Raw genomic sequence first — 26,233 nt, 5'->3', positions numbered from 1 at the left:
CTCCAACGACGTTCAGCCGGCCATCGTGGTGGTGAGCCGCGACGACGGCGGCGCGTTGAGCGAGGCCCTCGTGTCTGCGTGGCGGCTCCGGCTCGCCGACATGGATGCGTTGGCTGGGCAGGAGGACGCCGGCGGCGGTGATCTGCATGACGCTGCCGACGGGTGGCACCGACCACACGCCCATGCCCCCAAACAGGACACATTGCGAAGCCTCAACCCTGAAGCGAGGTCCCTAACCACCCGCGCCTGCGGACAGACCGCCCATCCCACCCATGATCCACACGACGTCGCTGATGTGGGGGTATCCGGGACGGTTTGATACCGCGACTTCGCCGAAACGGAGTCGATCAAGGTGCGCCGGTCGGTCTGACCTCGCTCCAAGCCCCATCCAACCGACTTGCCGAGAGTTCACACCGAAGAGGACGGCCTCGCCGGCCTGGACCAGGTCAAGGCGTCAACGTGCAGTATTCGACGTCAATAGATGTCGCCGGCTCGGTGTTCGTCTAGTGTCCAGGCCGCCGTATGGCTGATTGTGGTGGTTGGTCCCCGGCAGGTGCGGTGAGCCGCAGGAAGACGTAGTCGCTGCCATTTGGGCCGGGCCGGCGGTCGCCGTCGGGCTTCCAGCCGAGTGTGCGGTAGAAGGACTGTGCGCGGGTGTTGCGTTCCCAGACCTCGAGCAGCCCGGTCGGCAGGGATGAGTCCGTGAGGTAGTCGACGAAGCTGGTGTGCAGTCGTGCGCCGATGCCGTTGCCCCAATGGCTGGGTATCACGTGGATCTGGTAGAGCTGGCCCACCATGTGGGCGTCGATGGTCGGCGAGTGTGGGCGTCCCATGCTCAGGATGCCGACGATCTTGCCGTCTTGGACTGCGCACTTCACCACTCGGTCCGGTGACTGGATCGCGAGGGCCCACCCGTCATGGCGTTGCTGCGTCTGCGCCGGGTCGGCGAGGTCGTCAGCGCGGAGTCCGCCGGCGATGTAGTAGGCGGTGCGCGCTTGAGTGTGCACCTCGACTATGCCCTCGACATCTACATGCGTGGCTTGTCGGATCATCACGGGTGTGTCCGTGCCGTCTGGTCCCATCTGCTGGTCTCGATCTCTCCTGCTGCTCACGCCCGACACGGTTGACTGATGTCGCCGATGCCACCGGTGCCGCTACGCGGCTATCCAGGTGCGTTGACGTGCTAGTCGTGCTGCGGGCCGAGTTGGCTGATCTCGTACCCGTCGGGGTAGCTCTTGGCCTTGATCCCGTCGGCGAACAGCGCCGTCGTCCGCGGCGCGCCGAACCACCGCTGCGACCGCGAGCGCAGCTTCAGCGCCACGTGCAGGCCGGCCCGGACCGGCCACGGCGGCGCGTCGACGCGCATCGCCTGCCGCAGTGGCGCGTCGTACATGGCACTGACCAGCGCGTTCCCCAGCGGTCCAAACGGCCGGGGGATCCGGGTGAGCATCAGCATCCGGGTGGCCCGTTCGATCGCCGCCGCGTCGTCGTTCGGCTGGAGGTGAGCAGCGTCGTGCGCGGTGAACCAGAGTTCGAACTCTTCGTACGACCCGGGGATGTCCGTGATGCCCATCCGTCGGCCGAGCTCCCGGTAGAACAGGTAGGTGGCCTGCAGCTCGTGGCAACAGGGCGGGCGCCAGCCGTACTCCTGCAGCCACCGCGTCGGAATGACCACCAGGCAGCCGAGGACGTAGCGGAAGTCGTCGTTGCTGATGTCGTACGGGCGGTGGATTTGGTTGACGCGCCGCAACGCGTCCCGACCACGGGGCTGCTCGAAGCCGTTGAGCACCATCTCGTACATCAGCAGGCCGGTGTCGTCGATCCGCTTCTGGGTGCGGTCGGTCAGCTCACCGGTGGTGGTGTGCACCGCGGCGATGGCGGGGATGGAGAAGGACCTGTTGAAGGCGAGGTTGAGGCCGAGCTTCATGTCCCACGGGAACTCGTAGCGCAGCATCGTCCGGTAGATGTCCAGGTAGTCGCGCTCGGGGTCGAGGGTCCGGATCCGGTTCAGGTTGGCGTAACGGCCTTTCATCGGTGGGAATCTCCTGCCGTCGGATGTGGGTGCCAGCCCGGTTCGTCGCCTAAGCCTGGCAAAGGCCCTGAGATCTGTCAGGCAGGAGTGACTGTCATCAGGTCGGCGAGCCCGGCGATGATTAGGACGGGAGCCAGGATCGGGCTGGCGATGAGGTGGATCCGCTCGACGTGGGGGAACAGGACGGCCAGGCCCGCGCTGTCGAGGTATTCCAGTGCGGTCAGGTCGACCGTCAGCGGGCCGGGGGCAGCGTCCACGGCGCGGGTGAGGGCGTCCCCGAAGTCGGCGGCGTTGCTCATGTCGACCTCCCCGATGGCGGTCAGTACGAGAGCGCCGTCGGGCCGCTGGTCGGTGGTGAGGGTCAGTGTGGTGCTCATGGGATCCTCGCCTGCATGTCGATGGTGGTGCCGGTGGCACTGGGCGTGACGGTGATGGCGTCCATCAGGGCCCGCATGAGGAGCAGGCCTCGTCCCCGGTGGTTGCCGGCTTCCGGCTGAGGTGTCTTCCAGTGCCCGCTGTCGGTGACGCTGAGGTGCAGGCCGTCGGCGGTGGCGGTGGCCCGTAGCCGGATCCGTCCGCCCGGGTTGTCGCGGTGTCCGTGCTCGATGGCGTTGGCGCAGGCTTCGCCGGCGGCCACCAGGACGTTGTAGGCGTTGGTGGGACTCAGCCCGCAGCGCTCGAGCCAGCTTCGTAGTGCGCTGCGCACGGGTGCGAGGCCGGTGGCTTCGGCGGTGAAGTCGAGTTCCAGCGGGCCGGGGTGACGGTAGAGCAGGACCGCGACGTCGTCGTCGTATCCCCCGGGCGGGCTGAGTTGATCCATGACGTCGGTGGCGAGCGTCTCGATGGGGTGGGCGCGTCCGTTCTGGATCACCGTCACGACCTGGCCGATGCCTGCGGTGAGCGGTTGGCGGCGGCGTTCGACGAGCCCGTCGGTGTAGAGCATCAGGGTGGCTCGTGCCGGCACCCGTTCCTCGGCTTCGGGTCGCTCGGCGCTGCCTCGAACGCCGAGGGGGCGGGAGTGACCCTGGTCGAGCAACCGGGTGTTGCCGTCGGGTGAGGTGACGATGGCGGGAGGATGCCCGGCGCTGGCGTAGCGCAGCTGTCCGGTCGTCGGGTCGAGGACGCCGCAGAAGACCGTCGCGCACAGCGCTCCGGGCAACTGAGCGGCGAAACGGTCGAGTGCGGTGAGCGTGCGCGACGGGCTGGAGTCCTGCAGCAGCAGGGCACGGCAGGCGCTGCGGAGTTGGCCCATGACGGTGGCGGCTCGCAGTCCGTGACCGACGCAGTCGCCGACGACGATGCCGATCTGCCCGTCGACGAGCGCGATGGTGTCGTACCAGTCGCCGCCGACCTTCAACGGCCGGGTGGCGGGTGCGTACCGCGCGGCGAAGCCGCTGGGCAGCTGTGCGGGGCCGAGGATGGCCCGTTGCAACGCGAGGGCGGTCTCGCGCTGTTGATCGATGTGCTGCACCCGGCGCAGCCCTTGGCCGAGGTGGCCGGCCAGCAGGGCCAGCAGGGTCTCGTCCTGTTCGGTGACGGGGCGCCTCTCGCCGAGGTCGATCCACAGGGCCATCGTGCCGTGGGGATGTTCCACGGCGATTCCGACGCCCGTGGTGTGGTCCGCGACTGTGGTGAGCAGGGGCCGATCGCGCAGGTCGGTGAGCATCCGGCGGCGTTGGTCGGTGAGGGTGTCCCAGCGCTGGTGAGGATCGGTGGCGGTGATCGTCGGGGTGTGGGAGCCGTCGAAGACAGCCGCGAGAACGCGCGTGGCGCGCCACAGCCCCCGTAGCTCGTCGAGGACGCCGTGCAAAGCGTCGGCGAGGTTGTCCGCTTGCGACAGGCGGATGCTCAGGGCGGCCAGTGCGCTCTCCCGTTGCACGGCGTAGTGCTCCGCCGTGACATCGCGGAAGGTGCCGACGATCACCCGTCGGCCGGTGTCCGGGTCCTGCACCTGGTTGAAGGCGGCGGCGGCCCACAGACGATGGCCGTCCCGGTGCGTCACCGGGATGGTGTACGCACCGCTGGTCTGACCCGTGAGCTGGGTGAGCGCATCGGTGACTTGCTGGTATGCCTCGGGCTCGGTCTCCCGGCTCGGCCACCACGGGGGATTGGCGGGGTAGGGGAGCCCTTCGGGGCCGTAGCCGAGGATGTCGGTGAAGGTGGTGTTGATTTCGACGACGGAGCCGTTCTCGTCGCAGACGAAGAAGGCCTCCTGAAGCGAGTCGATCAGGGCCGTGCGCCACCGGGCGTGGTGGTTGCGCAGCCGGGCCAACGTCACGTTCGTCCGCACCCGGGCCAGCAACTCGGCGGCGGCGAAGGGCTTGACCAGGTAGTCGTCCGCCCCCGCCTCCAACCCCTCGATGGAGGCCTCCTGCCCTGCCCGCGCCGACAGCAGCAGGACGGGAGTTCCCGCCGTACGAGGTTCGGCGCGCAGCGCGGCTACCAGTTGCAGACCGTCCAGGCCGGGCATCATCACGTCGCTGACGACGAGATCGGGTTGACTGGCGCGTGCCGCCTGCAGGGCCAGGTGGCCGTCGTTGACCGCCTCGACCCGGTAGCCAGCCGCGCGTAGCAGGCGGCTGAGGTACTCCCGCATGTCAGCGTTGTCGTCGGCGACCAGGATGCGTGCCGAGCCGGGCCGTGCGTCTGTCGTCGTCTCCCACCCGCTGGGTCCGGCGACCTCTGTGGGCGTGCCCGCTGACGGCTCCTGCGGGAGCCAGCGCAGTGCCTCCTCGACGAACGGTTCGGCGGCGGCGGATACGTCGCGCTCCCCGCCGGAGGCGACGGTGCCCGGCGGCAGGTGACCACTCCCGAAGGGCAGCCCGATGGTGAAGGTGGTGCCCTGGCCGATGGTGCTGTCGGCGCTGACGTCACCGCCCTGCAGCCCGACGAGTTCCCGCACCAGCGCCAGGCCGATGCCACTGCCCTCGTTCGAGCGTGACCGGGCGTTGTCGATGCGGTGGAACCGTTCGAACAGTCGGGGCATCTCCTCGGCGGGCACCCCGATCCCGGTGTCGACAACTGTCACCACCGCCCGGCCGTGCTCTGCCCGCAGCCGTACCCGGATGGCGCCGTCGAAGGTGAACTTCAGGGCGTTGCTGAGGAGATTCAGGATGATCTTTTCCCACATGCCGCGGTCGATGTACACCGGCTCGGGTAGTGGGGGGCAGTCCACCTCGAAGGTGAGACCCGCGCGTTCGACGGCGGAGCGGAACACGCTGGCGAGATCCGCGGTGACCGCGGCGAGGTCCACCGGCTCGTAGTGGGCCTGCATCCGTCCGGCTTCGATCCGGGAGAAGTCCAGCAGCGCGTTGACCAGCTTCCCGAGTCGCAGCCCGTTGCGGTGCATGACCTGCAACTCCTCGCGTACCCCCTCGTCGGTGTCGCCGAGGCGTAAACGCAACTCGTCCAGTGGACCCATGATCAACGTCAGTGGAGTGCGGAACTCGTGGCTGATGTTGGAGAAGAACGCCGTCTTCGCGCGGTCGATCTCGGCGAGTTCCTCGGCCCGCTGCTGCTGCGCCTGGTAGCTGCGGGCGCTCGCGATACCGGCAGCGACGTGACCCGCGGCCAGTTCGACGAAGCCGCGGTACCCGTCATCGAGCGGTCGGTACCGATTCAAGCCGGCCACCAGGAAGCCGTACGGCGTGTCGCCCTGTTGCAGCAGCGGCACCAGGAGTGCCTGGGTGGGCGGCTGCGACCACGCCCCGGTCGGCAGGTCCCCGAACGGGGCGCCATCGAGCGGGACAAGTGGCGACTCGCCCCGCGCCAGCGCCGCCACCGGCCACACCGGGGTCGATTCGTGGGCCAAGATCGTGCTCGGGGCTGCGGAGTGACCTGCGGTTATGCCAGCGGCCGCCGCCAGACGGGCGCTGCCGTCGCCATCGAGGAGGTAGATCGCCGTGAACGGAAGGTCGAGGTCGTTGCGGCCGAGCTGTCGGCCCGCGAAGGTCACCATCTCCTCTTCGGTACGTACCACACTGGGATCGGACCCGAGATCACGCAGCGTGGTCATCCGTCGTTCGCCGACGACACGGTCGGTGTCCTCACTGACCACGCACAACATGCCGATGAGGGCGTTGTCGTCGTTGCGCAGCGGGCTGTAGGAGAATGTGTGGTAGCTCTCCTCCCGGTAACCGGACCGCTCCAGAAACAGCAGCAACGCCGTGTCCCAGGTCGCGACGCCGGTGGTCAGCACCCGATCGATCCGAGGGCCGATGTCCGGCCAGATCTCCGCCCACACCTCACTGGCCGGTCGACCCAGAGCCCACGGGTACTTGCGGCCGAGGGTGTCACGCCGGTACGCGGCGTTGCAGAAGAAGGTCAGCTCAGGACCCCAGGCCATCCACATCGGGAAGCGTGACGACAGCAGGATGCTCACCGCCGTCCGCAGGCTCTGCGGCCACAGTGCGGGATCCCCCAGCGGAGTCGATGCCCAGTCCACCTTCGCGAGGTCACGGCCGACCTCGCCGTCACCAGCGAAGACGTCTGCCTCGTCGGACGGCCATTGCGCGGCGCTGCTCATCGTTGCGACACTCCCTCGAACCGCACGCCTGACCCGGTGGCACCGTCTCGCCGCTCGGATCGGTGCCGCCCTCCGCGCCGACGTGCCGACGGCGCAGATGCCTCGCGGAATCCTAAAGCACGTCCGGCCCGCCGGCCCGGAACGGAACATCCGGTGACGGGAGGCCGGGGCGGCGAACTCGTCCGCAACCGTCGTGGTCAGAGCCTCCTCGGCAGGAACGTCGAGGAGGCTCTGACCACTGCTGGTGGATCGGTCGGCTATCTCAGAGACGCGGGTCCTGCTGGACCTTCAGGGCGTTGAGGATCGGGTTGCTCTCGCCGTTCTCGCGGCGAAGCTCGATCGTCAGATCACCGCCGGCATGGTCGACGGTGACCATGTTGCTGTCCGCGGTCAGCGCACCCACCTTCGCCTGCACGTCGTGATCGTAGAGCGCGATCTTGCCGTTGATCAGCACATCGAAGGCACGATCGCCGGCCTTGACCTTCTCGATCTCCGCGAAGTCGAGGCCGATGCGGTACGTCCCGGCGGGGGCGTTCTTGAACACGTAACTGAACGTCCTGCCGGACCGCTGGGTGCGGAACAGCGCGTCGTCCTCGGTTCCGGCGATGTCGGCCCTGGTGGTGTGCGCCGTGCCGCCGACGTAGCCCCACGGCCGCGAGCCAAGCCCCTGGTCGGGTGACCAGAAGAAACCGTCGGCACCGACGTACCCGGATCCGCCGACGTCGACGCCCTTCCAGTAGGCCGAGGTCGCCAGGCGGACCGGCTTGAGCTGGGTCTCGCCCTTGCCGGCGTTCGACGCCACGAGCAGATCCCCGACGAGTACGCCGGGCGCGACGCCGGCGTTGTCGGCGGTCGCCGTGACGGTGGTGGACGTACCGGCCGCGAGCGTGACAGTGCCGGTTGCCGCCGGTCCCGTGAGGGTCAGCCAGGGAAGGTCGGCGGCCTCGTGCCCGCCGTCGCCGGTGCGTTTCTGCTCACTGATCCGCACCTCCAGCGGGGCGGAGCCGGTGTTGGTGACTGTCACGTCGGCAGTCGCCTTCTGGTCCTTGTCGAGGAGCCAGTCGACGTCGGCTCCGGTGACGGTGGCGATGCCGGTGGTCAACGCGGTGTCGACAACCTCGGCCTGGTCCTTCTTGGCGATGGTCACGGGGTGGCTGGCGGCGACGTAGTTCGGCGACTCGACCTGCACGGTGTTCCCGCCGACCAGCGCCTGGGCCTTCCACCGGCCCTTGGCGTCGGTCGTGATGACCCGCTCGCCGTTGGGCCCCTTGATCGTGACGATCGCGCCGGCGATCGGCTTGCCGTCGTTCTTGTCGGTGACCGTGCCCTCGATCGTGCCCGCGGCCGGAAGGGTGTACTCCAGCCCCAGGCCGGCCTTCAGGATGGGCTGATTGAAGGAGTACTGGCTCGCCGGGTTGCGCGTCAGGCTCTCCACACCGACCGTCGCCGACGACCCTCGGGTCAGCGGGTTGTCGCCGCCGACGCCGTCGCCGTACCCGATCTGGATCCGTCCGTCCGCGATCAAGGTGACCGAGAAGCTCACGCGAGCCGTCCGGTCACTGTAGAAGGCGACGTTGCGCCACTCGATGACCTGCGCCGCCACCCCGTCCACCTCGGTCTTGCCGAAGTAGATGCCTGCCTCGTCGTCGACGATGAGGTCGTCCCAGAGCGGATAGACGGCGTCGATCGGGTACGGCGACGGCAGCGCCGTGTTGCTCCCCGACGTGCTGGCCCGGTCGAAGATCAGCGTGCCGTTCGTCGTCACGGCTACGCCGTCCCAGGCCGTGTCGTAGAACGGTTGCAGGAACGTGGAGTCGAACCACAGCACGCCATAGTCGTCGTCCCCGTGCCACCCGGACTCCTCCGTGCCCTGGCGGTAGAGCCCGTCGGTCACCTTCACCGAATACGAGCGACCGGCGGGAGCCACCGGTACGGGGCCCGGCTCCGGCTGCTCGGGCTCCGGCTCCGGCTCCGCCACGTCCGCGCGTGGGTCGAGCGTCACCCGCAGCGCGGCGATGGTCGGGGCCTTCAGGCCCTTCGAGCCCCGCAGCTCCACGGTCAGCGGACCACCCTCGTGCTTCACGACGGCGGTGCGCCAGTCCGCGGCGTTCGGCCCGACCGCCGCAGCCGGGTCGTACGCGTACTCGGTCAGCGTTCCGTCCACGAGGACGTCGAACACCCGCTTGCCCTTGGCCACGTTCTCGATCTCGGCGAACCCGAGATCGATGGCGTAGGTGCCCTTGGGCGCGTCGGGGAAGCGGTAGAACAACTGCTTGTCCGGCGTGGTGCGCTGCGACTGGAACAAGTTGTCGTCCGTCGTGCCGTCGATAGCGGCCTTCGTGGCGGTGACCTTCGTCTTCCCCTCGTAGCCCCACGCCTTCTTGCCGGCGGCCTGGTCGGCGGACCAGGTGTAGCCGGAGCCGTCGGTGAGCTTCGCGCCGCCGGCGTTGACACCGACCTGGTACTTCGTGGTCGTGAGCGTCACCGGGACGTAGGTCTTGGACTGGCGTCCGGAGTCGGACCTGACCACGATATTCGCGCCGAGGACCCCCGGCTTGGTGTTCTTCGTGGAGATCGAGACCTTGACGGTCGTCGACTGACCCGGAGCGAGGGTCCCACCGGTCGAGGAGAGCGACAGCCACGGCAGGTCGGTGAGCAGGTCGTCCTCGACGTCGACCAGCACGACGTCGTCGGCGAGCTGGTCGGCCGCCCACAGCGCCCCGGTCGCGTCGGTTTCGAGGCCGCCGCCCTGGCCCACCTTCTGGCCCGGGAACCACCACGCGTTCACCAGCGAGCAGTCGTCGGGGTCGATCTGGAGCAGACGGGTGGGCCGGTTCGAGGTGAGATCGGTGTACCAAATGGTGTCCGACGCCTGGTTGTAGGCCAGGCCCATGACCTCGGGCAGTGGTGGGGCGCAGAAGGACAGCAGCGCGCCCGGGTTGTCGTGGGACGTGCCGGCGACAGTGCCGATCTGACCGTTCCTCCGGCCGCCGACGTAGAACACGTCCTCCGTCGGGTTGTAGGCGAGTCCGGTCAGCTGCAGCGTGGACCAGTCACCCTTGATCTGCCTCGTCTCCTTGCCGGTGTCCCGGTTGAAGCAGTGGATGTAGCTGGCCGGGCTGTCCTCCATCTGGCACATGTCACCGGTCTTGGTGTCGAGCGCCATGTCGAACGCCCGGTACGCGGGGTTCCACGCCGCGTCGAAGACCTTTCCGGTCTTCTTGCCGGTCACCGTGTAGGCGGTGTTGGTCCGGGCGTTGTAGTCGTGGACCCAGACGTCGCCGTCGTACCCGATGCCGGAGGGCTCCTTCTCGGCGATCGTGCCGGGAATGGTGATGCGGGTGATGACGTCCCCGCCGGAGGTCGCGCCGACCTTGGCGGCCGCCTGCGCTTTCGCGGCGCTCGACGTCGCGGCCTTGCCGTCGACGGCCGACGCCTTCATGCCGCTCGCGCCGGCCTTCCAGGCGGCGAGGTCGATCGTGCTGACCGCGCCCGTGCCGGTGCGCGCGGTGGCGCCGGCGGCGTCGAGCTCGGGGTGCCGCGCGGCCTCGCCCAGGTTGTACGTCAGGGGGGCGGAGCCGGTGTTGGTCAGCGTCAGCGAACCCACGCCGTTCTGGTCGGTACCCAGCAGCGTCTCCAGGCCGTCGGCCTTCAGGCCGGCGACACCGGTGGTCAGGCGGGCGTCGATCTTCGCCTGCGCGTAGAGCTTGTCGAGCGAGAAGGGGTACGACGCGGTCGTGTAGTTCGGCGTGTCGACAGTCATGGTGTAGTCGCCGACCGGAAGCTGGCGGTGCACGATGCCGGTTCCGTTGGTCGTGACGGTCTCGACGAGCCCGTCCTTGTCGCTGAAGGAGACCTTGGCGCCGGCCACCGGCAGCCCGTCGTTCTGGTCCACGACGGTCGCGTCGAGGTACCCGAAATCTGGCAGGTCGTAGGTGACGATCATCCCGTCGCGCAGCACCGGGGCGTGGTCGGAGAACCGGATGCCGTCGACGCCGGCCCAGCCCTGGATGCCGGTGACGCCGGTCGCGCCGGCGGTCACCGGGTCGTCGCTGCCGACACCGTCGCCGTACCCGAAGATCACCGTGCCCGAGCGGGTGAACGTGGCCGAGAAGTTGACCGGCGCCGTGTACTCCGACCGGATCGGATAGGCCCAGAGCTTGGTGTTGCGGTACTCGACGACGAACGCGTCCTCACCGTTGACAGTGGTGGCCGCGGTGAAGACACCACCGCCGGAGGCGAACTCGACAGGGCTCTCCAGGTAGAACGGGAAGGCGCCCGCGCCGCCGTAGCCGGGTCCGGTGCTGCCGTCCGGAGAGATGATGCCGCGCAGGCCGACACCGAGGGTGTCGTGGCTGCCGTTGTACAGCGCGATCGGGAACGGCAGCTTCACCGTCGCCCACACGCCGCTGGTGAAAGCGACCGGGTCGGTGCCGCGCAGGTACTCGCCCTCGGAGACGGCGCAGCTGTAGCCGCCCTCGTCCACGACGAGCCCGACCGCGATCTCGCGCGACTCGTTCTGCGCGCCGACGGTCAGCGGGACAGTGGTGGGGGAGAAGCAGGCGTTGGGTTTGACGGTCAGCGTGTACCCGCCCTCGGGAACCGCGCTGATCGTGAACGCGCCGTTGGCGTCCGTGCGTACCGGCTTGAGCGGCGTGCCCGTGACGGAGACGTCGGCGTTCGGGACGGGCCGCTTCTTGTCGTCGACGACCCGGCCGCCGATGTCGTGCTTCGCGGCGGCCGCGAGCGGCAGCTTGACGGAGGTGTCCTGGCCGAGGGTGATCGTGACGTTGGCGGTCGCGGTCAGGTAGCCGAAGACCTTGGTGCTGAGTTGGTAGTCGCCGACCGGGAGGTTCGTGGTGAACCGGCCGTCCTTGTCGGTGCCGATCGACCGGCTGAACGGTCCGCTGATCGTCACCTCGGCAGCGGGAACCGGGGCGCCGTCGGCGGTGACGACACCGGTCAGGGTGCCGCCCTTGCGGGGCGCGAGCTCGAGCAGGCGGACGAGGTCGAGCCGGCCTTCGCCGTACTTGTTGTTGATCTGGGCCGTGCCACCGCACTCGGTGTCGTCGACGTCGACGGCCGACTCGCCGAGCAGACGGCGGGTCTCCTCGACCTGCCCGATGAGTGTCGGGTCGTAGCTCCACAGCGCCGCGACGGCGCCGGCGACGTGCGGTGACGCCATCGAGGTGCCGGACATCTCGACGTAGCTGTTGTTCGGGTACGACGACAGGACCGCGTCGCCCGGAGCGGAGATCTCGGGCTTGATCCGGCCACCCTCACCCTCTCCCTTGCGGGAGAACAACGCGAGCGTGCCGTCCGACGAGTACGCGCCGACGGAGTAGGCGCTCCCGGCGGAGCCGGGCGAGGAGACGGTGTCGCAGGCCGCGTACGGCACGGTGTTACCCGAGGACCAGGTGCTGAAGATGCCCGCGGCCGACCATGCCTCGTCGATGGCCTGGAAGAAGTCGTCGAAGTTGTGCTCGACGGTCTGGCCCCACGAGTTGTTGACGACGTGGGGGCGCTTGGACGGGTCGGGGTTGTTCCCCTGCACGTCGGTCGGGGCGAGCAGCCACCAGCCGGACCGCAGCAGCGACTCGACACCGGTGTTCTCGCAGCAACCGTTCGTCGCGATCCACTGCGCGTCCGGGGCGACGCCGACGTGGTTGGTGCCGTCGTCGCCGACCATGGTGCCCATGGTGTGTGTGCCGTGTCCGTTGTCGTCGCACGGTGCGCCCGTGCACGTGCCACGGGTGGCCATCCAGTTGTAGTTGTGGTCGACGGTGCCGTCGGGCTTCGCGCCACGGTACGTGTTCAGCAGGGCGGGGTGGTCGAACTGGACACCTGAGTCGAGGTTGGACACGGTGATGCCCGCACCTGTCGCACCCATGGCCCATGCCTGCGGGGCGTGGATGGCGTCCAGACCCCAGGTGGAGGTGCCTGCCTCGGCCGTGGCCTTCGGCGCGGTGGGGCGGGCAGCCTGGTCGGCGGGGACCTTCTTGTCCACCGGCTCGACCAGCGCGACCTGCGGCGTCGCGTGGATCTTGGCGACCTGCGCCTTGGAGGCCACGGTGAGGGCGAGCTTCTCGGTGCCCCCCTTGACCAGCACGGCGTTGGCGATCGGGTAGGAGGTGTACTTGACCCCTGCCCGGTCGAGCTCGGGGGAGACCATCGCCAGGGACTTCTTCGTCGCAGCGGTCAACGCGTCGTAGACGAACTGACCGCGAACGGTCCAGTCGGTGATCTTCTTCGCCGGCTCGAGGTCGGCCCGGGTGTCGAACGTGATCCAGAAGTCGGGGGCCTTCTCGGTGCGGAAGCGGTCCGTCAGGTCCGAGGCGATCTTCTTGCCTGCCGCGCCGGGGTCCGGCTCAGCGGCGGACGCCGGTAGTGGCTGGACGACGCTCAGGCCGACCACAGCGGCAAGCGTTGCCGCGAGGGCTCTCAATGTCATGGGGGTCCTTCCGCCTACAGGGGTTGGTAGGGGTCGTGGCTCTCGTGGCCGTCGGCGTCGTGGGCGTCGGAGGCGTCGGGGGCGTTGTCGTGCGGATCCCGAGGCAGCTCGAGAGGTGGCTGGTGCTCGATCGCGGAGTCGTCACGCGCGACAGGTTGCTCAGGCATGCATCGCCCTACGGCTATGGATCATGCAGCCATGCTCGGCGCGGACGAGTGACCTTAGCTATCCAGCGGATACGTCAATTTTCACGACGCGTCGCTGACGGAGTCCTCTTCCGCGAACACTCCGGCCTCCACTGCCTTGACCGCGAGCGCGGTTCGGGAGGTCACCTTCAACTTGCGCATCGCCGCGCGGAGCTGCTGATCCACAGTGGCCGGTGACTTCGCCAGAATCCGGCTGATCTCCCGGTTCGTCTTGCCGGCGATGACCAGCTGGACCACATCGAGCTCGCGAGGTGAGAGTTGGTCGCCGTACCCGCGTCGGCCGCCGCGCCACAGTCGGGGAACGTCGGCGCCGTGTTCACGGAGTCGGTGCGCGACACGGTCGGCGTCGCCGCGAGCGCCCATCCTGAACAGCTGCTCGTACTGTGCGGCCAGCAACTCCCGGCCCTGATGGACCTCGCCGTGCGCGACGAGCGCCTCGGCTTGACGCTCACGGGCGAGCATCGCCTCGTAGGGGCGCGGCAACGCGCTCCAGGCACGCGCCGCGCGATCGTGTGCCGTCGCCGCCCGGCCGTGGTCCCCGGCGGCGGCGACCAGCAGGGCGCGGCACACGGTGAGGGCGGCGCGGGGCGCAGGCGCCGTACGACCACGCAGTCCTCTGGCGAACTGGTCGCTCAGGCGTGTCGCGGCCGAGAGGTCGCCTGCGGCGAGGAGCGCCTCGACCCGGGCAGGGACGAGGTCCGTCGCCCAGACCCAGATGCCCTTCTTCAGGACGGTCTCCATCGGCTCGTTCGTGATCTGCAGCGCCCGGGCGCTGTTACCGTCCGCCAGCCAGAGTCTGGCCAGCGCAGCGGCGGCCTCCATCGTGTCGTCGGCTGCGCCGAGACGGGCAGACTCCTCCAGGACGAGCCGGAACTGCTCCTCCGCCGCGCGCCGCCGTCCGGCTGCGGCCGCCAGCCGGGCAGCGAGGCGAATGCTGCCGAGGTAATGAGCCGGCCGGTCCCGGTCGGCATCGGCGAGCGCCGCGCTGCGCTCTGCGAGCCCCTCCCACTGGCCGGTGAACCACGCCAGGTTGGCCTGTTCGAGTCGGACGTTGTGGTGCAACCGGGACGCCTGCTCGGCATCGGCGAGACGCAGGGCCACGTCGAGGTGCTTCTCCGCGTCGGCGTACCGACCCCAGATCAGGGCGCCGGTCCCGACGTTCGCGTGGATGCGGGCCACGTCGAGACGCTCCGCCGAGGTCGCGCCGTCGATGGGCAGGCCGGCGACGACGTCCCAGGCCTCCTCCTCACCGAGCATGAGTAGCGCCGCGGCGCGGTTACCGGCCAGGTTGAGCCGCTCTGCGGGAGAGGCGAATCCGGCGGTGAGCTCGGCGGCACGGTCCAGCCAACGCCGATGGGTCGACGCCGGCCATGGCCCCGCATACGCCCATCCCAGGTACGTCATCGCCCGAGCCGCTTCGAGCGGGTCATGGTCGAGGTTGGCCACCGCCTGTTCCAGCTCGCCGAGTGCGGCCTGCGCCTCACCCCCGGTGATCAGGAGCCGGCCCAGGGGGTTACGGATCTCGGCCTGCTGACGGGCCGAGAGACCGGGGGTCTCCAACACCGAACGCAGGGTACGGATCACGCGGTGGTAGACCTCGTCGACAGGTTCACGACGGCCCAGTGCGGCAACTCCGGCGATACGCGCGACCCGTGCCCGGCCCTCCGGGGGCAGCACCGCCCACGACAACAGGTCGACCAGCAGGTCCACCGCCTTGGTGTGGTCACCCGAGGCCATGGCCAGCTCGGCGCTCTGCTCGGCGTACCGCGCCCAGGACTGCGTCTCGCCCGCCTCACGGAAGTGGCGGGCAAGGCGTGCGAGAGGCGGCGGGTGGATGGTCTCCACGGCCCGGCCGGCCAGCAGGTGGAAGTGTCTGCGGTCGGTCAACGGGATAGCTTCGTAGACAGCCGTGGCGGCCAGCACATGCCGGAATCGCCACCGGCCGCGGTCGTCTCCGTCCAGGACCCCGGCGTCGGCCGCCTCCGCGATAGCGCCTCGACACGCTGCTGGCGACAGTCCGGCGGTTATTGCGATCGTGGCGACCGATGACCGTTCGCCCAACGTGGCCGCGGCCCGCAACACCTGCTGCGCCGTCGGCGACAGACGGCCCACCCGCTCCCGGGTGGAGTCACGCACCGTTGGCGGCACCTGTAGCTCACGCAGCTTCAGCCGAACCCACTGTCCGTCGCGGACGACGAGGTCGGCGCGGTCGCACATGAGGCGAACCGACTCCTCCAGTGCCAGCGGAACGCCACCGGTCCGCTCGTGCATGAACGTCGTGAACTCCTGCGAGATTGGGTTGCCGTCGAGCATCGAGGACACCAGCGCCGCCGTGTCGGCGGGCCGCATCGGTGCCAGCGCGATCCTCAGCTGGGTCACGCCAGCGGGCAACCGGGACGTCAACCGCAGCAACAGCGACCCGACGTCCACCTCCTCCGGCCGGTACGAGACCACGAGGCTGGGCCCGTCCGAATGCTGGCGGGAGGTGACGAACAGCAGGAACTCCAAGGTGACCTCGTCGGCCCAGTGCGCGTCCTCGAGCACGAGAACGTCGACACGCAGAGCCCGCAGCAGCTCGTCCAGGGCGCGGAAGAGGCGATGCCGTGCCGCCTTCGCATCGTCCAGGGGCGGCAGTGCGGGCGGCAGGTCCGACGACCACTCAGGGAACAGGGGCCGTAACGCACCCGCGAGCTCGGTGAGCCGCAGTCGCGGCACCGGACGGTCGATCCCGCGGAACGCGTCGACGATCGGCCCCAACGTCAACGACTCACGAAGCGGTGGGCACACCGACACCAAGGCCGTGCGCTCGTCCGGCGCGGCCAACCACTCTCGCAGCAGCCGGCTCTTCCCGATCCCCGCCTCGCCCTCCACCAGCACGATCGCCGGTGGCCGGGCCAACGCCCCCCGCAGCGCCGCCATCTCCCGGTCACGTCCCACGAAACGTGGCGTGGAGACCGTCGGTGAGGTCCGGTCGTCCTCGGGCGAGGGGTCGAGCATGCGTGATGATCTCGCTTTTCCGTGCTCGGGCACAAGTACCAGCGCGGCGACCACCGGGGGGCGGGGGACCTGATCAGCGGTGACCGGAGCGGGCGGCACGGGCGAGGATCGGGGGGCGAGCAGCCGGCGGTGCGCCGACAATGGAGGAATGAAGCGAGAGGTGGGCTTGATGCGGTTGACGGGGACGCGGGCCAACGGCGCGGTGGCGACCGGCGCGGCGGCCACGGGCGCGCGGGCTGCGGGGGCGGCCTCGTTCGGAGCCCTCGCCGTCGGGGCGCTGGCCGTCGGAGCGGTCGCCGTCGGGGCGTTGGTCATCGGGCGGCTGACGATCCGCCGGGCGATCGTGCGGGAGCTGCGCGTCGGCCGGTTGGAGATCGGCGAGTTGGTGGTGCGCAGCCGAACCGCTGCTGAGGACTGACCACTCCGGCCGGCGGGCCATGCGGCGCACCCAGCGGCCGGCCGAGAGACCCTGACCAGGACGCCGTGGCATCGCGGTGAGCGATGCCACGGCCTCCCGTCGTGTCAGCTGGTCGCCTTGGCGGCAGCCTCGATCTGATTGGTGACCGCGCCCGCGTCGGTGACCATGGACAGGTGCGGGGCGTTGATCTCGATGGTGTGTGCCTTGGCGCGCTTGGACATCACGACCTGCTGGGCGGCCGGGATGACGGCGTCCTGCTTGCCGATCACGGACCACGAGGGGATGGTGCGCCAGGCCGGCTCGGTGGCCTCCTCGGTCAGGGCGTTGTAGGCCAGGGGACGTTGCCGGGAGGCGAGCACCGCGACGTCCTTGGCGGGGATGCTCCTGTCGGCGAACGCCTTGCCGTAGACCGACGGCTTGACGTAGAGGTTGACGTTGTGTGGGTCTTCGTCGTTGGGGTTGGCAACCACGTCGAAGACGGTGGACGCTTCGGCCGCGAAGACCGAGCCCGGCAGGGCCGAGGTCAGCGAGTACACACTGTCGTGCTGGTCCGGGATGTACGCGTCCACGTACACCAGGGCCTTGACCTGCTCATCACCCAGAGCGGCGTTCGTGATCACCATGCCGCCGTAGGAGTGCCCGACCAGGACGATCGGTCCGCTGATGGTGTCCAGGTACGCGCGGAGGTTCTTGGCGTCCTTCTCCACGCCCGACAGCAGGTTCGGCGGGGTGACGACCCGGTAGCCGTCGTGCTGGAGCTTGGCTGCCACCTTGTCCCAGCTCGACCCGTCCGCCCACGCGCCGTGCACGAGCACGACGGTCGGCTTGGCCGCCGCGGGGCGCGACTGCCCGACGTGGTTCGTCGAGGCCTGCGCGGTGCCGATGCCGGCACCAACGAGGGTGAGGGCGCCGATGGCCACGCCTACGGAGATGACGCGGCGCCGCAAGGACATTTTCACGGTGTTTCCTTTCACTTCTTGAAGAAGTCGAGCAAGGCGTCATTGACCTGGTCGGCATGCGTCCAGGCAATGGCGTGTGGGCCGCCCTCGATGACGAGCAACTGCGAATCCGCGACGAAGGTGGACACCCGCTGGCCGGTCACCCCGATGGGTAGGACCCGGTCCTGGTCACCCTGGATCACGAGAACCGGCACATCAATCTTGGCCAGGTCGTCGCGGAAGTCGGTGAGCCAGGTCGGGATGCACGACACGGCGGCGACCGGAGAACCGGCAACGGCCACGTTCACACTGGCCTGGAATGCCTCGTCGCTGACCAGCGAGCCACCGTAGACGTCGAGGTTGTAAAAGTTCTGCAGGAACTGCTTGAGCCACGCCTCCCGGTCTCCCCGAGCGGCCTGGATGAAGCCGTCGAACAACGACTGCGGTGCGCCTTCGGGATTGTCATCCGTGCGCAGGAGGAACGGCGGGATCGGCGACATCAGCACGGCCTTCGCGACCCGCTCGGTGCCGTAGCGACCCAGGTAACGGGCGACATCGCCGGTCCCCATCGAGTGACCGACGAGGATGGCGTCGCGTACGTCGAGTTCCGTGAGCAGCACGTTCACATCGCTGGCGAACGTGTCGTAGTCGTACCCGTCAGTGGGCTGGCTGGAATTGCCCCAACCCCGCCGGTCGTACGTGATGACGCGGTAGCCGGCGGCGAGCAGTGCCGAAACCTGCTTCTCCCAGGCCTTTCCGCTCAACGGATAGCCGTGACTGAGGACCACCGGGGTGCCGGTGCCGTGATCCTCGTAGTAGATGTCGATCGAATCGGCTCCCTCTGAGCCAACTGTGACATGGGGCATGCGCACTCCTTGGGCTTGCGTTCCGCACGTGGGAACCCTGCCGAAGGTACGGATATGGCACCGGTTCGCGAATCACCCAAAACACGTAGTCCCCGTGTTTGTCGACCGACCTAAGGACAACGAAAGATGGGGGATGCGGGGAACCCGGGGCGCACCGCAGGCTGGGCCGAAAAGCGAAGCCGCTGCCCTTCCATCTCTAGGATGTCAATCGTGACGACGCCCGACCGCAGGCCCCCGGACGTGCCGCAGTCCCGCTGCGAGTTCAAGGTCTTCGGGGGTCTTGGCTGCCGGCGGGACGGCTCGGACGTCGATCTCGGCCCGGTCCGCCAGCGGATCGTCCTCGCCAAGCTCCTCGCCGCCGGGGGTGACGCGGTCGGCCTCGACAGCATCGTCGACAGCCTGTGGGGCGAACAACCGCCGGCCAGCGCCGCCAACCAGATCCACCGGCACGTCGGGAACCTCCGGCGGATCCTCGAACCGGACCTGGACGTCCGCGAGACCGGCAGGTACCTCCTACCAGCCGGTACGGGCTACCGACTGGTCCTCGCGACCGAGGACTCCGACCTGGCCATGTACCGCGAGCTGGTCCGTAGGGCCCGCGAGGCGCTCGCCGGCGGGGATGTCGTGGCCGGCGTACAGGCGTACCTGACAGCTCTGGAACTCGGCCGCAGCCCCGCGTTCACCGACCTGCCGGCGAGTGCCTTGAGCTCGCCGGAGTTCGTCGCGATCGAACGGGAGCGCGTCGCGGTGGCGCTCGCGGCCAGCGAGGCCGCGATCGCCCACGGCATGGCTGGCGCCGCACTGACCCCCCTGGTGAGCGTGGCCGCCGCAGCGCCGATGGACGAGGCGCTACAGGCCTGCCTGATGCGCGCGTACGTGGCCACCGGTCACCGGGCAGAGGGCGTGCGGGTCTTCGAGAGCACCCGCCAGCGTCTTGCCGAGGAACTGGGGGTGGACCCGGGTCCGGAACTGCGGGAGGCGTACCGGGAACTGCTCGCCAGCGGCTGGACCCCGCAGGACGAGCCACCCCCGCCGGACGTCCCCCGGCCCGCGCAGCTGCCGCCGCCGGTCGCGGGTTTCGTCCGACGAAACGGCGTCGCCGCCGTGCTCGACGACCAACTGTCCGACGCGTTCAGCGATGCGACCATCGTGATCACCGTGCTCGGCGGTATGGGTGGCATCGGCAAGACCGCTCTCGCCGTGCACTGGGCCCACCAGATCGCCGACAAGTTTCCCGACGGCCAGCTGTTCCTGAACCTGAGGGGCCTGGATCCGGACGGACACATCATGTCGTCGGAGGAGGCGCTCGCCACGTTGCTCGCGTCACTGGGCGAGCCTGCGGTGGCGTCACCGCGGGAGACCGTCGACGCGCAGGCGGCCCGCTACCGCAGTCGCCTGTCCGGCCGTCGCCTCCTTGTTCTCCTGGACAACGCACTCGACTCCGACCAGGTCCGCCCGCTGCTGCCGGCCTCCCGGGGATGCCTGGTCATCGTGACGAGCCGGCACCGGATGACGAGCCTGGTCACCCGGGAGGGCGCCCGTTACGTGCAGGTCGATCGGCTGACCGCCGCCGAGTCCCGACAGCTCCTGATCAACCGCCTCGGAGCCCGCCGCGCCACCGTGGACCCGGAGTCGTTGGACAAGGTCATCACGCTCTGTGCCGGGCTGCCGCTCGCACTGGCGATCGTCGCGGCCCGCGTGGCCCTCAATCCGGCAGTGCCGTTGAGCGCGGTCGTCAGCGACGTCGCGGCGCCGGCCGCCAGACTCGACGCGTTGTCCAGCGCGGACTCGTCCGACGATGTCCGGTCGGTGTTCTCGTGGTCGTACCGGGCGCTCGCCCCTCCGACGGCGCAGGTGTTTCGGGCCCTCGCCGTCCATCCGGGTCCAGGGATGTCGCTGGAGTCGGTGGCCAGCATCGTAGGAGTCGGTCGCACACGGGCTCGCCAACTACTCACGGAACTGGTGACCGCGAACCTGCTCGACGAGTCGCAGTCCGGGCGGTACGTCCTGCACGACCTGCTGCGGGCCTATGCGGCTGAGCTCCTCGACGAGGATCACCAACGACCGGAGTACGAGCGGCGTCTCATCACGCACTACCTGCACTCCGCCCGCGCGGCGTACGCGAGGCACCACCGGCAGCCAGCCGGCACGCTCGACGAACCGCCGCCGGACGTGATGCCCGAATCGTTCGACAGCGTGCCCCGGGCTGCCGCCTGGTACAGACGGGAACGGGCCGCGCTGTGGGCGACCATCGATGTGGCCCTCGCACACGGCCTGCGGCGCGACGCGGCGGCCATGGTCCTCGCCGCCTCGGCACCGGGCAGCAACTCCATACCCCCGCGCCGGACACACACCGTGCTCGCGATCCTCGACATGGTCAACGTGCTCGGCGAGCCGTTGATGGAGGCCGAGCTTCTCCGCACCGTCGGGGAGGCCTTCGCCCCGCTGCCCCGGGCCGACGAATATCTCCGTCGATCCCTGTCCATCTTCGAAGGCGCCGGAGAGACCGCCGGACAAGCCGACGTCCTGCGAAACCTCGCCGTGCTCTCGTTGTCGCGCGGCGACCACGACGCCGCCATCGCCTACGGGGAGCGCTCGGTCGCACTGGCCCGGCAGACGGGGCGCCAGGAACTCCTCGCCGTCTCGCTGCTGACACTCACGAGAGCGCTCCTGGGGACCGATCGGTTCGAGGCCGGCACCCGGGCCGGCGACGAAGGGCTGACCATCGCGGTGGCGAAGCACCTCGATCACCTGAAGATCTACTACGCACAGCTCATCGCGGAGTCCTCCTGGAAACACGGCAGGCTCGAACGAGCGGTGGAGGTGTCGGAGTGGGGACTGGCCGAAGGCGTCTCCGAGTCGAATGGTCCCCGGTGCGCCGTCGCGGCGATCCTCGCGCGGGCCGCGTTCGACCTCGGCGACCTGGCGCGCGCGGAACGGGGCTGCCAGCAGTTCGAGAACCTGATCGCCGACAACGGCTTCCGGGAACTCATCGAGGTCTCCGGCATCGAGCAGGCCGAGGCCTACCGGACCATGGTCGCGTACGTCCGGGCCCGGCTGAGCCTGATGAGGGGCGCGTCGTGAGCGGGTAGGGCGAGCACTCAGTCTGCACTCGTCGTGCACAGCGGTGCGATCGGATCGTCGTCGAGACCCCGAACCCGCGCCGAGGAGCACCATGCACTGCGCCGTAGCCGAGCCTGCCCGAGCCCTGCCCCGTGCGGCGCTGACCCCACGACAGGAACAGATCGCCCTGCTGGTGGCGGCAGGCTCCACCAACGTCGAGGTCGCGACGCACCTGGTCATCAGCACCCATACCGTCAAACACCACCTACGCGGAGTGTTCCACAGGCTGGGCGTGGCATCCCGCCGCGAACTGCGCAGCCGGCTGGCCCACCACGACACGACCGACCACTTCACCCAGAGCTGCTGCCTGACCAGCCAGGAGCGCGACATCGCGCGCCGGGTCTCGAACGGCGCGTCCAACCGCGAGGTGGCGGCGCAGCTGTTCATCAGCCCGAGCACCGTGGACTATCACCTACGCAAGATCTTCCGCAAGCTCAACATCACCTCACGCCGGGAACTGGCAAGGCGGGAGGCACCCGCGCCTCGCTCGGAGAGCGCGTCGTCGGCAACGACGTCCGGGCCTGGTCGGGCGTCAGCGGCCCTGTAGGCGCTTCACGTTGTCGCCGAAGGTCCAGCCCTTCGACCCGTCCCAGTTGGCCGACCAGGTCATCAGGCCCTTGAGGCCGGGTACGGAGTTCCAGGCCTGCGTGACCAGCGACGTCGACATGTAGCCGCCGCCGGCACCGACCTGCGCGGGCAGGCCCGGGACCTGCTTGTCGTACGGCACGCGGATCGTGGTGCCCTGGATGGTGAGGCCGTTGTTCAGGCACTGCGTCTGCACCGTGAAGCCCTGCACGGTGCCCGCCGGGTACGAGTCGCCGGCGCAGCCGTACATGCTGCCGTTGTAGTACTGCATGTTCAGCCACCAGAGTCGGCCGTTGTCCACGTACTTCTTGATGATCGGCAGGTACGAGCCCCAGATCGAGCCGTAGACCACGCTGCCGCCGGTGACGTAGGCGGTCTCCGGTGCCATGGTCAGGCCGAAGTTCGACGGCATCCGGGCCAGCACGCCGTCGATGATCCGGATCAGGTTGGCCTGCGACGTGGACAGGGTGTTGATGTTGCCGCTGCCGGTCAGGCCGGTCTCGATGTCGATGTCGATGCCGTCGAAGTGGTAGTTCGTCAGGATCGGCGCGATCGTCGCGATGAACCGGTCGGCGACGGCGGCGGAGCTCAGGTCGATGCCCGCGGCGGCCCCGCCGATCGACATCAGGATGGTGGCGCCGGCCGCTTTGGCCTGGCACATCTCGGCCGGCATGGACACCTTCACGCCGGCGTCCATGCCGTTCTCCCAGAGGACCGTGCCGTCCGAGCGGATCACCGGGAACGCCGCGTTGATCACGTTGTAGCCGTGCTGGGTGAGCCGGCTGTCGGTGATCGGGATCCAGCCGAGCCCCGGGTGTACGCCGTTGGAGGCGCCGTCCCAGTTCTCCCAGTAGCCCTGCAACACCTTGCCGGTGGGCCGCGACTTCACCGCACAGGTTCCGCCGGTCGGCGGCGGCGTGGTGGGGGGAGGAGTGGTCGGTGGTGGCGTGGTGGGCGGCGGGGTCGTCGGCGGTGGTGTGGTGGGCGGTGGGGTGGTCCCCGAGCACGTGCCGAGGTCCCGCCACAGTGACGGGGTCGCCGCCGGGTTCCAGCCGGCGCCGGGGTGCGCGGTGTGGGTGACCAGAGCCTGGTAGAGCCTGCCGCCGTAGGTGACCTGGGCGCCCGCCTGGTAGGTGCTGCCCTCGGCCCAGGCCGGCGCGGTGCAGGCGACCATCGGGACGGCGTTGGCCGAGGACACGGCTGCCGTACTGCTGGGGACGAAGGCGACGGTGGCCGTGACGGTCATCGCCGCCCCGGCCAGCACTGCGAGGATCCGGCGGCTTCTCATGGCTCACTCCCCAGGCTTCGGTGACTCGCGACCTCCACATATTGACGTCCGTGACGATTAATATCAAGGGTTGTTTACAGATCCCGGTTCGGCGAAGGGCCACCGTACGACCCGAGTGCCGTCACGCCGTACGGTAGTGACCGCTGAGCCGGCCGAGCTTCATGGCCAGGTGCAGGCACAGCCGTTCGTTGCCGTCCTTGAGGTCCGTCCCGGCGAGTTGTTCCACCCGTTGCAGCCGGTAGTAGAGGGTCGTCCGGTGCAGCCGGAGCTTCTCGGCGGTCGCGTGCGCGTTGCCCGCCAGGTCGAGGTACGCCTCCAGGGTCTCCAGCAGCACCTGGTGGGCGTCGTCGCGCAGCAGCCGCTCCAACCCGGGATGGACGCCCGCGACGTCGAGGTGCTGACTGTCCAGCTGGGACAGCACCCGGTAGATGCCCAGGCCGGCCCAGGAGACCACCCGGCCCAGTGCGGGCAGTTGCGCACCGACCCGGGCGGCCTGCGCGGCCTCCTGATAGGACTCCACCGCACTGGACAAGCCGGCGCGAGGGTGGCCGATCCCGGTCACCGTCCGGTCCACCGAGGCCAGACCCCGGGTCGCGGTGCCCAGCGCCTCGTCCAGGTGCCCGGCGGAGACCTCCGGCGAGGGGCGGCCGGCGACCCGGTCACCGCAGACCAGCAGCACCCCGTGGTCGTGCCAGACGAGGTGCAACGTCTCCCGCACGCCGATCCAGCGGCGGGTGGTGACCAGCGCCTGCTCCAGGGCGATCCGGGCCACCTCGTCGGGCTGCCGCCCGCTGGCCGGCACGAGCTGCGCGACGAGCGCGACGGTCGACCCGTCGCCGGCCACCACGCCCTCCTCCAGCAGCGCCCGCGCCGCGTGCTCGCGCGCCTGCCGGCTCTCTACCAGGAGGGTACGGGTGGCCTCGGTCTCCCGCTGCGAGGCGAGCTCGCCGAGCAGGTTCTCCCGGTACAGGGCCAGCGACAGATCGGCGAAGGGGCCGGTCGCCGTGGCGATGTCGGCGTCGGTCATCGAACCGTCCGCGTCGATGAACCACACGAACCCGAGCAGCAGGTCGTCGTGCCGGATCGGCACGCAGACCCTCGCCAGCAGGTCCAGTTCGGGGCACGCGGGGGTGCGGAGCGGCGCGTACGCCGTGAGCACGCCCATGCCCCGGAACCAGGCGATCACCTCCGGCGTCGTCTGCCGGCGCAGGATCGACGTCCGGCGGACCTCGTCCATCGGGCCGTCGTGCTCGCTGTAGGCGACCACCCGCTGACGCCGGTCCTCGATGAGGGCCGGTCGCCCCACCCGGGCGGCGACGGCGTCGACGATTCGCTGGAGCTCACCGTGCATACGACTCCCATGGTTGCGCTGCGTGACAGGGATCGCGCGACCGCCAGTCCTTACCCTCCGGTGCGGGTGGGTCATCGCGCAAGGTCCACTGGCGAACTCGCGACAAAAAGACGGCCGGCGTCGCGACGGTTCCGGCATCTGTCCGAAGACCGGAGGCGACAGGCGTTCCTAGGGTTCCGATACGCACCGCGCCAGCGTCCCAGCACTGGGCGGTGCCGGCGGAGAGGGGACGTCCGAGTGGGAACTGGTAGGCCCTGGCGCGGCGTGCTGGTCGCCGTCACCACGCCGTTTCGCGCCGACCTGTCGGTCGACGTCGACCAACTTCAGGAACACGTCAGTTGGCTCGCCGCCGAGGGGTGCCACGGGGTCGCGCCGTGCGTGTCGATGGGGGAGTACCGGGCCCTCTCCGACGACGAGCGGGCCACAGTGGTCAGGGCCACGGTGGAGGCGGCGCCCGCCGGCTGCGCGGTGCTGCCCGGCGTCGGCGGCTACGGCAGCAGGCAGGCCCGCCGCTGGGCGGAACAGGCCGCCGAGGCCGGCGCCCACGGCGTGCTCGCACGGCCACCCGACGGGCCTGCCGCCCGCGCCGCCGACGTGGTCGCCCACTACAGGGAGGTGGCGGCGGTCGGCCTGCCGGTGGTCGCCCACAACGAGCCGTGCACCAGTCGGATCGACCTCACGCCGGACCTGCTGGCGACCGTCGCCGAGATCGACGGGATCGTCGCGGTCAAGGAGGTCACCGGTGACGTACGCAGGCTGCACCGTCTCCGTGACCTCTGCCCGCACGTCGACGTGCTGGTCGGCGCCGACGACGTGGTTCTCGAACTGGTGCTGTGCGGTGCCACGGGATGGGTGGCTGCCCTGCCCAACGCGCTGCCCCGGCATGCCGTGCGCCTGTACGAGCTGGGCGTCGCCCGTGACCTGGGCCGGGCGCTGCCGCTCTACGCCGAGCTGCACCCGATCCTCGGCTGGGCCTCCCGGCCCGAGTCCGTGCAGGCCGTCAAGCTCGCCATGGCCTGCACGGGGCGGTTCGGCGGGCGGTGCCGTCCACCGCGCGGACCCCTGCCCGTGGCTGCCGCCGACCGGGTGCGTCGGGACGTGCTGCGGGCCCTCGCGGCCACCGTCGAACCGGCCTCCGGGGGCCGCCCTGGCTGATCCGCCGACGGGCGCCGGTCCTTCAGGTGTCGGAAGTCGCCGGCCCACCTGCCGACATCTGCACGGTGACCGGCACCGGCCCGCCCTCCTAGATTCGCTGCGCGGCCTGCTGACAGGTGTCCCGCGATACCCCCTCAACGGGACGCCGGCGCCGCGTTTTCCTCCGACGAGAGGTGGTTCCGTGCACCGTACCCCCCATCGAACCCGGCTGCGGCGGGCCGTGCTGGCCCACCAGCTGCGCAACCGTGTACATGCGGCGCTGGATGCCCGGGCCTCGGCGAGACAAACGCGTTTCGCC

16 protein-coding genes are annotated in these 26,233 nt (G+C 69.7%); 5 read left to right on the top strand and 11 right to left on the bottom strand.

Translation table 11 applies throughout. The features are described from left to right. Window positions 1–319 (top strand): hypothetical protein (locus tag ACWCO3_RS09570; protein WP_450009380.1); only part of this gene is annotated, 319 nt, incomplete at its 5' end. Window positions 320–503: 184 nt separating this feature from the next. Here ACWCO3_RS09570 and ACWCO3_RS09565 read toward each other — a convergent pair. The 7 genes from ACWCO3_RS09565 to ACWCO3_RS09535 form a co-directional block, all read right to left on the bottom strand. Beyond that, window positions 504–1,112: an N-acetyltransferase family protein gene (locus ACWCO3_RS09565; RefSeq protein WP_450009378.1), complete on the bottom strand. Its 609-nt coding sequence runs from the start codon at window positions 1,110–1,112 to the stop codon at window positions 504–506. Between the two features lie 71 nt (window positions 1,113–1,183). Then, the gene (locus ACWCO3_RS09560; protein ID WP_450009376.1) at window positions 1,184–2,032 is read right to left on the bottom strand and encodes an oxygenase MpaB family protein; all 849 of its coding nucleotides are present in this window, start codon (window positions 2,030–2,032) and stop codon (window positions 1,184–1,186) included. Window positions 2,033–2,109: 77 nt separating this feature from the next. After that, window positions 2,110–2,409, bottom strand: coding sequence for an STAS domain-containing protein (locus tag ACWCO3_RS09555; protein WP_145783297.1), 300 nt, complete (start codon window positions 2,407–2,409; stop codon window positions 2,110–2,112). Beyond that, window positions 2,406–6,557 carry a SpoIIE family protein phosphatase gene (locus tag ACWCO3_RS09550; RefSeq protein ID WP_358165485.1) on the bottom strand — a complete coding sequence of 1,384 codons (4,152 nt, stop codon included), beginning with the start codon at window positions 6,555–6,557 and terminating at the stop codon, window positions 2,406–2,408. The genes ACWCO3_RS09555 and ACWCO3_RS09550 overlap by 4 nt, the downstream gene beginning before the upstream one ends. Window positions 6,558–6,819: 262 nt before the next feature. Then, the gene (locus ACWCO3_RS09545; protein ID WP_450009373.1) at window positions 6,820–13,008 is read right to left on the bottom strand and encodes a S8 family serine peptidase; all 6,189 of its coding nucleotides are present in this window, start codon (window positions 13,006–13,008) and stop codon (window positions 6,820–6,822) included. A 14-nt stretch (window positions 13,009–13,022) separates the two neighbouring features. After that, window positions 13,023–13,175, bottom strand: coding sequence for a hypothetical protein (locus ACWCO3_RS09540; protein ID WP_167524866.1), 153 nt, complete (start codon window positions 13,173–13,175; stop codon window positions 13,023–13,025). Between the two features lie 81 nt (window positions 13,176–13,256). Continuing rightward, complete coding sequence (locus tag ACWCO3_RS09535; RefSeq protein ID WP_450009371.1) at window positions 13,257–16,211, bottom strand: ATP-binding protein; 2,955 nt, start codon at window positions 16,209–16,211, stop codon at window positions 13,257–13,259. 148 nt (window positions 16,212–16,359) lie between these two features. On the opposite strand from ACWCO3_RS09535, the gene ACWCO3_RS09530 reads away from it, so the two are divergent. Continuing rightward, the gene (locus ACWCO3_RS09530; protein WP_145783291.1) at window positions 16,360–16,629 is read left to right on the top strand and encodes a hypothetical protein; all 270 of its coding nucleotides are present in this window, start codon (window positions 16,360–16,362) and stop codon (window positions 16,627–16,629) included. Between the two features lie 104 nt (window positions 16,630–16,733). Here ACWCO3_RS09530 and ACWCO3_RS09525 read toward each other — a convergent pair whose 3' ends face one another. Together ACWCO3_RS09525 and ACWCO3_RS09520 are read right to left on the bottom strand one after the other, a co-directional pair. Further along, complete coding sequence (locus tag ACWCO3_RS09525) at window positions 16,734–17,582, bottom strand: alpha/beta fold hydrolase (RefSeq protein ID WP_358074479.1); 849 nt, start codon at window positions 17,580–17,582, stop codon at window positions 16,734–16,736. 17 nt (window positions 17,583–17,599) lie between these two features. After that, the gene (locus ACWCO3_RS09520) at window positions 17,600–18,433 is read right to left on the bottom strand and encodes an alpha/beta fold hydrolase (RefSeq protein WP_450009369.1); all 834 of its coding nucleotides are present in this window, start codon (window positions 18,431–18,433) and stop codon (window positions 17,600–17,602) included. A gap of 210 nt (window positions 18,434–18,643) precedes the next feature. Between ACWCO3_RS09520 and ACWCO3_RS09515 the strand changes: the two genes are divergently transcribed. Together ACWCO3_RS09515 and ACWCO3_RS09510 are read left to right on the top strand one after the other, a co-directional pair. Then, entirely contained in the window at window positions 18,644–21,517 is a 2,874-nt protein-coding gene (locus tag ACWCO3_RS09515; protein ID WP_450009368.1) for a BTAD domain-containing putative transcriptional regulator, read from the top strand. Window positions 21,518–21,608: 91 nt separating this feature from the next. After that, complete coding sequence (locus tag ACWCO3_RS09510) at window positions 21,609–22,103, top strand: response regulator transcription factor (RefSeq protein ID WP_244311766.1); 495 nt, start codon at window positions 21,609–21,611, stop codon at window positions 22,101–22,103. On the opposite strand, the gene ACWCO3_RS09505 is transcribed toward ACWCO3_RS09510, so the two are convergent. Both ACWCO3_RS09505 and ACWCO3_RS09500 read right to left on the bottom strand, forming a co-directional pair. After that, window positions 22,089–23,429: a carbohydrate-binding protein gene (locus ACWCO3_RS09505; protein WP_450009366.1), complete on the bottom strand. Its 1,341-nt coding sequence runs from the start codon at window positions 23,427–23,429 to the stop codon at window positions 22,089–22,091. The genes ACWCO3_RS09510 and ACWCO3_RS09505 overlap by 15 nt on opposite strands. A 121-nt stretch (window positions 23,430–23,550) precedes the next feature. After that, complete coding sequence (locus ACWCO3_RS09500; RefSeq protein ID WP_167524864.1) at window positions 23,551–24,780, bottom strand: PucR family transcriptional regulator; 1,230 nt, start codon at window positions 24,778–24,780, stop codon at window positions 23,551–23,553. A gap of 237 nt (window positions 24,781–25,017) precedes the next feature. Here ACWCO3_RS09500 and ACWCO3_RS09495 point away from each other — a divergent pair, with 237 nt between their 5' ends. Next, the gene (locus tag ACWCO3_RS09495; protein ID WP_450009363.1) at window positions 25,018–25,935 is read left to right on the top strand and encodes a dihydrodipicolinate synthase family protein; all 918 of its coding nucleotides are present in this window, start codon (window positions 25,018–25,020) and stop codon (window positions 25,933–25,935) included. Window positions 25,936–26,233 lie beyond the last annotated feature (298 nt).

The sequence above is a fragment of the Micromonospora sp. NPDC002411 genome (assembly GCF_053592955.1).
This window is presented reverse-complemented; position numbering and strand designations above follow the sequence as displayed.